The organism is Mahella australiensis 50-1 BON, assembly GCF_000213255.1.
Lineage (GTDB): Bacteria > Bacillota > Clostridia > Mahellales > Mahellaceae > Mahella > Mahella australiensis.
In genome coordinates this window covers 2249479-2260477 of sequence record NC_015520.1, presented here as the reverse complement: position 1 = coordinate 2260477, position 10999 = coordinate 2249479, and the positions used below count along the sequence as shown (strand labels likewise).

Below are 10999 nucleotides of genomic sequence, written 5' to 3'. Positions count from 1 at the left end.
AGATGACAAAAATCGGCACATAACCATCATGTCCTTCTAGCAACAGCGATTTGCCTTTGTTAAACATACCCTTGACAACTACGTGCTCCTCAATTTATTGAAAAGTAGTTGGCTTAAATCCAATATAAATGAATAGGAAAGGTGTATTTGCAAAACAAGAGGCGGTACTTGTAAGTGCCGTCTCTTGTTAAGTGAGCTTATCTATCGTGTACTTTCTTCGATTAACTTGTTAAGCCCGTCTATAAACGCATCCGGGTCTTTCACCTTCTTTATCTCAAGCAATTTTCCGAGACTTTGCGGGAAAGCACCTGCACAGCTAAAAGGGGAAACGCCGTTTTCCAGAAAGTATATCAGCACGTCGTATTTTTGAAGTATTTCCTCGACCGGGGTATCCTTAGTGATCATATCTATTGATCGCCACCTCAATAAAGTCCTGTTTTATTTTCGGTGAAACTGATAAAAATGTTTTTCATCTGCGTATAATGCTCAAGGATAACCTTATGCGTTTCACGTCCTATACCAGACTTTTTATAGCCGCCAAAAGGTGCGTGTGCAGGCAGGTTGTTGTAATTGTTTACCCACATCCTACCGGTTTCCACAGCTCTAGCAACGCGGAAAGCGCGATTGAGATCCTTTGTCCATACGGCACCGCCAAGGCCGTATTCACTATCATTTGCCATTTTAATAACCTCATCTTCGTCCTTGAAGCGTATGAAGCATACAACTGGACCAAAGATTTCTTCCTGGGCCACTCTCATTTTATTATCGACATCGATGAGTATGGTAGGTTTTATAAAGTAGCCTTTATCGAGACCATTGTCAGTGATGCGGTAGCCTCCTGCGGCTATTTTGGCACCTTCTTTTTTGCCTATCTCTATGTAGGCAAGGATTTTTTTGAGCTGGTTTTCATTGATCTGTGAGCCCATTTGTGTATCTTTTTCCCACGGCAGGCCCACCTTTACTTTTTCGAAGGCTGCTATAGCGTCAGCGAGGAAATTATCATATATGGAATCTTGGATAAATACACGTGAGCCAGCGCAGCAGACCTGGCCTTGGTTAAATAGGATGCCTATCTGTAAACCTTCTATGGCTTTCTCCCATGGTGCATCTTCAAAGTAAATATTGGCAGATTTGCCGCCCAGCTCTAATGTGGAAGGAATAAGCTTTTTGGCTGCTGCCTCAGCTACAGTGTAACCGACCTCTGTAGAACCAGTGAAAGCTAGTTTGCGGAAGCCTTCGTGTTCAAGCATGTAATTGCCTGTGGTAGAACCTTTACCCGTGACGACATTTATCACTCCTGGAGGCAATACTTCGCTCATGAGCTTGGCCAGCTCCAGCGCGCTTAGAGATGTTTCGGAAGAAGGTTTAAATACAACGCAATCGCCGGCAGCCAGTGCGGGAGCGAGCTTCCATGCCGCCATTAAAAGCGGGAAGTTCCATGGGACTATCTGGCCTACAACGCCTATAGGCTCTCTTAAGATTATACTCATGGTGTCTTTATCGATCATTACAGCTTGGCCTTCTTCTGTTCTTATAGCTGAAGCAAAATAACGGAAGTGATCCGAACTTAGAGGGACATCTATAGTGGAAGTTTCACGTATAGGTTTGCCATTGTCTAGGGTTTCTATCATAGCCAATTTTTCTGCATTTTCATCGATTAGATCGGCGATTTTAAGAAGCATCTTAGCACGTTCTTGAGGGCTTACGTCTTTCCATGTTTCAAACGCTTTCCACGCCGCGTTTACGGCCATATCTACGTCTTCTTTTCCAGCATCTGCACACGTTGCTAATAATTCGCCGTTGGCTGGATTATATTCTTTATAAGTCTTACCTTCTTTTCCATCGACCCATTTACCGTCAATAAAGAGTTTGTAACTATCATCGATCAACTTAGACATGTGAATATCCTCCTTTGCATTTTAAAGGGACAAATATCGATTGCCTTTTTCCTATATTCATTTGTTGTCTATGCTGAACCATACATAAGAACATCCCCTTTCTTGCCTTTATAATACACCTGTAGAGTCAAAAAATCAAATATTATCTTCTACCTTACCATACAATACTGCTCATCTCCTTTCATGCTGACGTCATCGCAGAATAATTTTACTATGACAATATCACAGAATAATAACATGTGTAAAAATAGCTATTGACTATATATAACCGTTATGATAATATATGAGTGCAAGTTAATTTAGTGTGATAAGTAGGTTACAAAAGTGGGTAATATAAGATTAGAAGATATTGCAAGAGTAGTCGGAGTTTCAAAAAATACGGTATCTAAAGCATTGCGCAATGCCGACGGCGTTAGTGACGAAGTGAGAAGTAAAATAATTGACACGGCTATAGAGATGGGCTACAAAAGGGTTATAAATAAAGAGATCAATAACGTTACGGTATTGTGCCGGGAGGATTTTTTTAGAGAACCTACTTTTTGGCCGAATATATTATACGGCATAGAGAAAGCGGCAAGAAGTAAGAACATAAAACTTAGCACAACTGCTATAGACGTAAAAACAGAGGAAGAGCAAGTTATACCATATACTGTAGATGGGAAAATCGTAGATGGTGTTATAGTAGTTGGTACCTTAAATAATGAATTCATAAAAAAAATTAAAGCTACGAATATTCCTCTTGTTGTTGTCGATCATTACAGCGAGGAAATTCAGTGCGATTATGTTAATACTGCTAATAAAAGAGGTATATATCAAGCTTTAAAATATCTATACGAAAATGGGCATAAGAAAATAGGCTTTATTGGAAACAATGAATGGGCGTATAGTTTTAAAAGAAGATATGATGCTTTTATGTATTATATGAAGCTATTCGGTCTTGAATTGGATAATAATTACATATGGTTGGATATTAAGTTAAAAGAAGTCGATTTTGTTGATAATATGGCGTATTTTAAAGAGAAAATAAAATATAATGATGATTTTCCCACTGCTTGGGTATGTTCTAATGATAAAATAGCCTTTGCTTTTATAAAAGGTTTGATGGATATGGGAATAAACGTACCGGGGGATGTCTCGGTGATAGGATTTGATAATATTGAAATAGCTGGTATTTTCCATCCAGCACTGACCACTGTAAATGTACATAAACGAGCTATGGGGGAAAAAGCGCTGGAACAACTGCTTTTTAGGATTTCCAATAAAAATGAGCCTTATGAATTTATAGAGATTGATACTAATTTAGTGGTAAGGGATTCAACGAAAAAGCACCAATGATTTATACTTTATAAAGTAAATCATGGCTTTAAGCATTAGTTATAAAGTAAAAGGGGGTGTTCGGTACAGATAATATAGTTTTAATATTAGGTATGCATATTCAAAGATAAAGAAAAAGAGGGGGTAGTACGTACATGTTCATGTCGCCGAATTTGGCAAATTCTCAAGACGTTATAAATTTAAGGACTAAAAAAGGATGGAAAACGCTTTGGAAAAGAATTTATATTTATAAATGGGTATATTTATTTATGCTCATGCCAGGACTAGCTCTTATTGTATTATTTCGTTATGCTCCGATGTATGGCATACAATTAGCTTTTAAAACTTACAAACTTGCTGGTATAGCCGAGAGCCCATGGGTAGGCTTTATGCATTTTGAACGTATGTTCGCAGAAAGTGCTTTTTGGCAGGCCACTAAAAATACGATCATTATATCTTTATTAAAGATATTAATAGGCTTTCCGATTCCGATTATATTAGCTATATTATTGAATGAAATAAGATCACAAACATATAAACGTACGCTTCAAACAGTATATACCTTTCCTCATTTTCTTTCATGGGTTGTTGTTTCCGGTATAGTATTAAATTTGCTGGGGGATTCTGGTGCGATAAAAAAATTGGCTGTTCTTTTAGATCCAAGCTTAAGCAGTTCGTGGAATATACTGTATAATCCTTCATATTTTCGTTTGTTATTAGTAGGAACTGACATATGGAAAGAAGCAGGATGGGGTACAATATTATACTTGGCTGCGATAACCAGTATTGATCCCGAATTATTTGAAGCTGCAACTATCGACGGATGTAATAGGTGGCAGAGGATTATTCATATAACGCTTCCGGGTATCCTCGGTATTATAGTGATCATGTTTATATTAAGCATGGGTAATATAATGAATGCTAATTTTGATCAGGTATTCAACCTCTATTCTCCTCCTGTATATAAGGTCGGTGACATTTTGGATACTTATATATATCGTTTAAGTTTCCAAAGTACAACAGTAATGGATTACGGATTTTCTACAGCTGTAGGCTTGTTTAAGAGCGTTATAAATTTTGCTTTTTTAGCTATAGCCAATTATACAGCAAGGGCTTTAGGTTATGAAGGTATAATGTAAAGAGGAGGTATGATTTAAATGGGTAAAGATGGTATTAATGTAAAAACTGAAACGATAGAGGTAAGTCGTGTGCGAAAAAAAGGGGGACTAAATAGATTTACATTTGGGGATTTTATGATAATCTTGATATTGAGCTTATTCGGGGTCATTATACTGTATCCTTTTTATAATACGATCTTAATTTCTATAGTTCCACAAGAAGATTATGTACGTTCGCCTTTTATGTTGATTCCAAAGAGGATTACTTGGGAATCGTACCAATTTGTGCTTTCATCTGATTTGTTAATGCATTCTACTTTTGTTTCTGCTATTGCTACGCTAGTTGGTACTGCATATAATATGATATTGACTGTTCTGATGGCCTACGCTTTTACAAAACCGATACCAGGGCGTAATTTTTTCAGATTTCTTGTAGTTTTTACAATGTATTTTGGCGGAGGTTTGATTCCTTATTATTTGCTTATAAGGGATATTGGCTTAATGGACAGCTTTTGGGTGCTGGTATTGCCCTCTGTTATTTCGGTAAGTTATATGCTTATAATATCAAATTATTTTTCCAGTCTACCTAAAGAGTTAATAGAGTCGGCTAGTATGGATGGTGCTAGTGAAATGACGATACTTATCCGCATAATTTTGCCACTTTCATTGCCTATACTTGCTACTTTTACGCTTTATTATGCGGTAGAACGTTGGAATGAGTGGTGGCATGGCATGTTGTTCCTTAAGGACATAGAGAAATGGCCATTGCAGCTCACGTTGCGCAAGATCATTCAAGATGCAAATTTTGTGTCGAATCAGGCCATGACCGGTGAGACTCGGCCGCCGACATATGGAGAAGGTGTAAAGATGGCCAGCATTGTGGTTACAATGTTTCCTATAATGGCGCTTTATCCATTCCTTCAAAGGTACTTTATTACCGGTCTTACTTTAGGAGCTGTCAAGGGGTAGAGACATTTGTGTGTGATAGGTCTGTGTAATAATATTTAACGGCTGTAGAATTTAGCGGCTACTGTACTAAGCAAGGATGGGGGGTGAATATTCATGGTTTGAGATGGTAAGCTTCAGGTGTTTTATACAATTACACAGTTCCTATTAAATAATATAAAAGGAGAGGATTGTTTATATGGATATGAAGAAGGTTCTATGCTTTATTATAGTTTTGCTTATGCTTGTTGGCGTAGTAGCTTGTGGTAAATCAACGCAGGACGAAAATACTGATGCATCATCTGAGAACGATAGTTCCGTGCAAGAGAACGCAAATCCATATGCTAAAAAGATGACGATCAGTATGTCGGTGCTGGATGCTGAAAAATCTGGTAAGACTGAAAAAAATAAGTGGTTTAATGAGAAGTTTAATGTTGAGTGGAAATATATCCCAGTAACGTGGGGAGATTGGTTTGAGAAAGTCCGAGCATGGGTGGCTGCCGATGATACTCCCGATATTCTTTGGTGGGATATGAAATTAAGCAATACGGGAGAGTTTCGTGCGTGGGCAAATCAAGGCGCATTTAAAGAAATCCCTGCGGATCTTAATAAATGGCCGGAATTGGCTAAACGACGGGAAGAACTTGTTTCGGACGATAAAGTGCTCACGATAGATGGGAAACTTTATGGATGGCCGGCTTATCGTAATAATCCTGAGTGGCTAAAGGATGCCTATTATCCTATGTTTGCGTATCGCCGGGATTGGGCTAAAGAGATTGGTATGTATAAAGAAGGTGATATGTATACGTGGGATGAAGTCAAAGAAATGATCAAGACTGTCCAAAAAGAGGATCCAGGTAAAAATGGGGTTGGCAATACTTTGGGTATTACCTCGGAAGCGTGGGCTTTTCCAACTGTATTTACAGAAATTTTGGGAATGGCTGAAGATCGTAATGGCTATGTTAAGGTTAACGGATCATGGACACCATATATGGCTACACCTGAGTTTCTCGAGGAATTGAAGTTTGTAGCCCAGTTGTATCGCGAAGGCTATATATGGAAAGACCAGATGGTTATTGGTGGTTCCGAGGGTGCGGATAATTTTTACGGCGGTCGTTCATTTATGTTCCTAGGTAATAATTCTCCAAGCTGGTTTAACGGAGCATATACCAAGATGCTAGATAGCGGTATAATAAAGATCGCTGATCAGATAGCCCCTATGGTAGTATTTAGTCCAAAAGATAACAAATCTTTTTGGCTTACGCAGACGGAGGATTATTGGACTGTTGCTAATATCAGCCACAAAGTGGACGATGAGAAACTTGATCGTATACTTGATATGTGGAATTGGCTATTAACTGAAGAAGGACGTAGATTTAGGGTAGCTGGTATACCGGGTAAAGACTATAAGGATAAGGCTGATGGTACTATGGAAATCTTGTGGCCTAAAAATCCGGATGGCTCTTATAAAAGTCCGTATGTAGATATGGCGTTCAATGAATATACGCCTCCCGGCCTTTTAAGAGCGCCTACCGAGACGGACCGCAAAGAGGGTTTTGAGGCGTTTGAAGCTATACATCAATTTATGCAGACATCTCCTGATTATCACGTGCATCCATTGAATTGGGATTTAAATACTTTTGATGGTCCGCAATTTATGCAATGGGGTTCTTTTGCATCGGACGTAACTGCAAAAATGAAAGAAGTTATTGCTTCAAAGGATGATGTAACCACGGCGTGGAATAACTATGTTAAAGAGATGATTCCTAAGATGCAACCTGTGATCGATGAGCTCAATGCCAAATTAAAATAAGCTGACTGCTGGCAAAGATACTAACGGCGAGAATCGGATAATTTGTCTTTGCTGCAAATATTCTGTTCTCGCCCATATTTAAGAAAGGAAAGTGTGAATGGTATGTATAAGCAAAAAGTACTCCCTCGTTGGAGAGGTTTCAATCTCCTTGGTATGTTTGTGATGAATTCGCCGGGATACTTTGAGGAAGAAGATTTTCAAATTGTTTCTGATTTGGGTTTCGACTTCGTTCGTTTGCCTTTGAATTATACTTTTTGGATCGACAATGATGATCCGTTTTCTGTTAATGAAAATAAATTGGATGCGGTAGATCAGGCGGTTCGTTGGGGACAAAAGTACGGCATACATGTCAATATTAGCTTTCACCGTGCACCTGGCTATTCTGTGGCCGGGGATAGGGTGGAGCCGTTTGTTCTTTGGCATGATAAAGAAGCATTGGAAGCGTTTAAACTACATTGGACCACATTCGCCAAACGTTATAAAGGCATACCTTCGTCAGAAGTCAGTTTTAATCTGGTTAATGAGCCATCCAGAGTTGGTCCCGGCGAGCATGCTGCTGTTATGAGGCCAACTATATCGGCTATACATGAAATAGATCCTGACAGGCTTATACTTCTGGATGGTCTGCAGTATGGCAATGTTCCCATGCCGGACTTAGGTGACCTGGCTAAAGAAAACGTAGCCCAGAGCTGTCGAGCCTACATTCCGTCTGGTGTAACGCACTACAGAGCGTCTTGGGTGGATCGCCAACAAAGCTTTCCATATCCTAAATGGCCCGGAGGTTATGCGGAAGATGGTCTGTGGGACCGTGAACGGTTAGAAAAGCATTACGGGGCATGGGCGGCTATGGCAGAGAATTTTAATATGGGCGTACACTGCGGTGAAGGTGGTTGCTTCAACAAAACTCCCCATGATGTTGTGCTTCGTTGGATGGAAGATGTATTGGATATACTTAAAGGGTACAATATCGGTTATGCGTTGTGGAACTTAAAGGGGGGATTCGGTATACTTGACAGTGAACGCGATGATGTAGAGTATGTTGATTACAGAGGGCATAAACTTGATAAGAAAATGTTGGAGCTTTTACAAAGATATTGATTTTCGGGCAAAGTTTAAAATCATCATTGACTATGTGTAACGGTTATGATAGTATATGAATATAAGTTAATTTGATGTAGAAATTAGGTTATAAACATATCTATTATAAGATCAAAAAATTCAGTGTGGAGCTCTAAAAAGATAGTATCAGAACATCGCATAATGTTAAACGTAAAGATGATGGAGTAATACAGAAGAATTGATACGGCTATAAAAGGGGGTGGTAAGAATGCTGTAAATTATAAGAGGCTTGATGTTACTATATTGGATTACTTCGTAGTTTCCGAATGTTGGGGGTGAGAATAAAGACCTTATATTATAATCGGCATTGGCAATTAGAACGGTAATGTTGTCCGGGTGTTTACACACAAAAGGAGGAGAACTAAATTGAGTAAATGGATAAAGTTAATAAGTCTGATGCTCGTAGTATTTATTACTGCGTCGCTGTTTGTTGCCTGTACTACTACTGACAATGGGAGCGATACGGATGATAAGGAAGCAGCCGATTCTGGATCGAACGGCGGAGCAACCGCAGGTAAGACAAAGGTTGTTTATTGGACCCATCAGCGACACGACATGGAGGTTATACAAGATCTTATAAATCAGTTTATGGATCAAAACCCCAATATAGAAGTTGAGATGACCGTTCATACCGATGACTATACTAATGTGCTGAATTTGGCATATCAGAACGATCAAGCACCTGATATTCATACGGGGGGGCCTCCGCTTAAGGATATGGTGGACATGGGGCGTTACGAACCGCTGGATGATCTGATGAGCCCAGAAGTAAAAGCTAAAAATGAACAATATTTTGTGGAAGGTATAAATATGATAGACGGTAAAATATATAGCCTTCCACATGTGGGCAATAACTTCCGCTTGGTTTACAACAAAGATCTTTTCAAAGCTGCCGGCCTTGATCCAGAAAAACCTCCCAAAACATATCAAGAAGTAATCGATTATGCTAAGAAAATAACTGAATATGGCAAAACACAAGACCCGCCTAAGTATGGTTTTTGTTTGCCTACCGCCGAAACCTGGATATGGTGGCAATACGCCGATCAGTTGGCTAAAGTGGCCGGCTGGCAATATTTTGACTATAAAAATTTACAGTATAATTATAAAGTAGAAAAACCCATATTGGAACTATACCTGCGGATGCAAAAAGACGGTAGCTTATTCCCGGGAGGTTTACAGTTGAAGAATGATCCTGCCAGAGCCCAATTTTCGGAGGGTAATATAGGCATGATGACAGCTGCTTCATGGGATGTGGGTGTATTTAACGATCAATTTCCGGCTAAGATAGATTGGGGAGTTGCTCCTTTGCCTACGCCGGACGGAGTGGCAAAAGGGAAGGGCGAATTTAGCGGCGGAACATATCTCTTTATAAATAGTAAATCGAAGGTTAAAAAAGAGGCTATGAAGTTGTTTGAATTCCTTATAAGTGACGAGTCCCTTACAAGATATTATGAAGAGGGTAAAGGTGTACCCCTAAGACCGGAAATAGCTGCGAACTCTAAGAATCCACCGACATTAAAAGGATTTAAGGATTTTGCTGATACATCTATGGACGCACTATACCCGCCGGAGCCGCCAGGAATAACGGTAGAGGGTGATGATAGAGGCACGGTGTTCAACACCATAATGGCTGGCAAAGTGGATATAGATAAAGCACTTCAAGACCTTGACGAGAGGATGAATAGGGCTGTTCAAGCCGCTATAGATGAAGGCAAATTTGATCCTGAGGTGTATAAAATAGAAAATTTTGATCCCATGAATCCAACAGGTAAATAGATTTATAATCGTCCATTTATGGGGTTGTATAGTCAACCCCATAAATGAATTTCTAGCATTATTCTTTATGGATAGGGGGATTACTATGGATAAAAGGAATTCATTGGGAAAAAGGATAAAGCAGAACAGAGTGGCTTATATTATGTTGCTTCCAACCATAGTAGGCTTTATAGCATTCGTTCTTTATCCTCAGTTATGGGTTTTAAGGTTGGCTTTTTACAAATATAACGGTTATACGCCGCCTGTGTTTGTTGGAATGGATAATTTCGTAAGGCTGTTCACCAGAGATACTGTATGGTGGAAAGCAGTGGGTAATACATTTTATTTTTCCACGGCAAAGTTGTTGGTTGAAATTCCTTTGGCCTTGATATTAGCGGTGATTCTAAATAACAACCTTAAGGGGCGCAACCTTTTCAGAACGGTATATTTTTTGCCTAATGTTACTAGTACGGCTGTAATGAGCCTTGTATTTTATTTTATTTTCTCTCCGTATCAGGGTATATTGAATGGTATACTCCAAAGCATAGGCATTATAAGTGAACCGATAGATTGGTTAGGGCAGGGCAGTTTGGCTATGATAGTATGCATGATAGTTTCTATCTGGCAGAACTTTGGATTGAATATGATTCTTTTCCTTGCAGGTCTGCAGAGTATACCGGATGAGATTTATGAAAGCGCAGACATAGACGGGGCTACGCCTGTACAGCAATTTATTCACCTTACAATACCCATGTTAGGGCGAATGCTACAAATAATTTTGATGCTGGCTATAATAGGCAGTTTGAAGACATTTGATTTATTTAAGGTTTTGACCAACGGCGGGCCAGGGCATGATACCGAGGTTATGATGACATATATATTCCGTTATTTCTTCGTGGATAATATGAGCACCACCGCACAACCGCAACTCGGTTACGCGAGCAGTATGGGCTTGGTAGCTACAATAATAATAGGGGCAGTTACAGCGGTTTATTTGTGGATGTCAAGAAAATTAGAAGAGAACTATTGATGGGGGG

Annotated in this window: 9 protein-coding genes; 7 read left to right on the top strand and 2 right to left on the bottom strand. The window is 39.4% G+C overall.

Annotated features, from left to right (window positions below; genetic code table 11):
- Positions 1-201: 201 nt before the first annotated feature.
- Positions 202-405 (bottom strand): DUF1858 domain-containing protein, encoded by a 204-nt coding sequence (locus MAHAU_RS10520; RefSeq protein WP_013781712.1) that lies wholly within the window; start codon positions 403-405, stop codon positions 202-204.
- Between the two features lie 17 nt (positions 406-422).
- A complete protein-coding gene (locus MAHAU_RS10515) occupies positions 423-1898 on the bottom strand; it encodes an aldehyde dehydrogenase family protein (protein WP_013781711.1) in 1476 nt (491 codons plus the stop codon).
- Between the two features lie 324 nt (positions 1899-2222).
- Here MAHAU_RS10515 and MAHAU_RS10510 point away from each other — a divergent pair, with 324 nt between their 5' ends.
- The 7 genes from MAHAU_RS10510 to MAHAU_RS10480 all read left to right on the top strand — a co-directional run bounded on the left by MAHAU_RS10510 (position 2223) and on the right by MAHAU_RS10480 (position 10992).
- Entirely contained in the window at positions 2223-3233 is a 1011-nt protein-coding gene (locus MAHAU_RS10510) for a LacI family DNA-binding transcriptional regulator (protein WP_013781710.1), read from the top strand.
- A gap of 254 nt (positions 3234-3487) precedes the next feature.
- A complete protein-coding gene (locus tag MAHAU_RS10505; RefSeq protein WP_245543915.1) occupies positions 3488-4351 on the top strand; it encodes an ABC transporter permease in 864 nt (287 codons plus the stop codon).
- 18 nt (positions 4352-4369) lie between these two features.
- Positions 4370-5299 carry a carbohydrate ABC transporter permease gene (locus MAHAU_RS10500; protein ID WP_013781708.1) on the top strand — a complete coding sequence of 310 codons (930 nt, stop codon included), beginning with the start codon at positions 4370-4372 and terminating at the stop codon, positions 5297-5299.
- Positions 5300-5474: 175 nt separating this feature from the next.
- Complete coding sequence (locus MAHAU_RS10495; protein WP_013781707.1) at positions 5475-7088, top strand: type 2 periplasmic-binding domain-containing protein; 1614 nt, start codon at positions 5475-5477, stop codon at positions 7086-7088.
- Positions 7089-7190: 102 nt separating this feature from the next.
- Positions 7191-8186, top strand: a complete 996-nt coding sequence (locus tag MAHAU_RS10490) for a glycoside hydrolase family 5 protein (RefSeq protein WP_013781706.1) — start codon at positions 7191-7193, stop codon at positions 8184-8186.
- Positions 8187-8573: 387 nt separating this feature from the next.
- Positions 8574-9983 carry an ABC transporter substrate-binding protein gene (locus MAHAU_RS10485; protein ID WP_013781705.1) on the top strand — a complete coding sequence of 470 codons (1410 nt, stop codon included), beginning with the start codon at positions 8574-8576 and terminating at the stop codon, positions 9981-9983.
- Positions 9984-10068: 85 nt separating this feature from the next.
- Positions 10069-10992, top strand: a complete 924-nt coding sequence (locus MAHAU_RS10480) for a carbohydrate ABC transporter permease (RefSeq protein WP_013781704.1) — start codon at positions 10069-10071, stop codon at positions 10990-10992.
- The last annotated feature ends 7 nt before the right edge of the window (positions 10993-10999 follow it).

What these genes read in the sequence shown, in the direction of transcription:
- MAHAU_RS10520 (WP_013781712.1), bottom strand. Translation starts at nt 405, where the DNA reads ATGATCACTAAGGATACCCCGGTCGAGGAAATACTTCAAAAATACGAC.
- MAHAU_RS10515 (WP_013781711.1), bottom strand. Translation starts at nt 1,898, where the DNA reads ATGTCTAAGTTGATCGATGATAGTTACAAACTCTTTATTGACGGTAAA.
- MAHAU_RS10505 (WP_245543915.1), top strand. Translation starts at nt 3,488, where the DNA reads ATGCCAGGACTAGCTCTTATTGTATTATTTCGTTATGCTCCGATGTAT.
- MAHAU_RS10500 (WP_013781708.1), top strand. Translation starts at nt 4,370, where the DNA reads ATGGGTAAAGATGGTATTAATGTAAAAACTGAAACGATAGAGGTAAGT.
- MAHAU_RS10495 (WP_013781707.1), top strand. Translation starts at nt 5,475, where the DNA reads ATGGATATGAAGAAGGTTCTATGCTTTATTATAGTTTTGCTTATGCTT.
- MAHAU_RS10490 (WP_013781706.1), top strand. Translation starts at nt 7,191, where the DNA reads ATGTATAAGCAAAAAGTACTCCCTCGTTGGAGAGGTTTCAATCTCCTT.
- MAHAU_RS10480 (WP_013781704.1), top strand. Translation starts at nt 10,069, where the DNA reads ATGGATAAAAGGAATTCATTGGGAAAAAGGATAAAGCAGAACAGAGTG.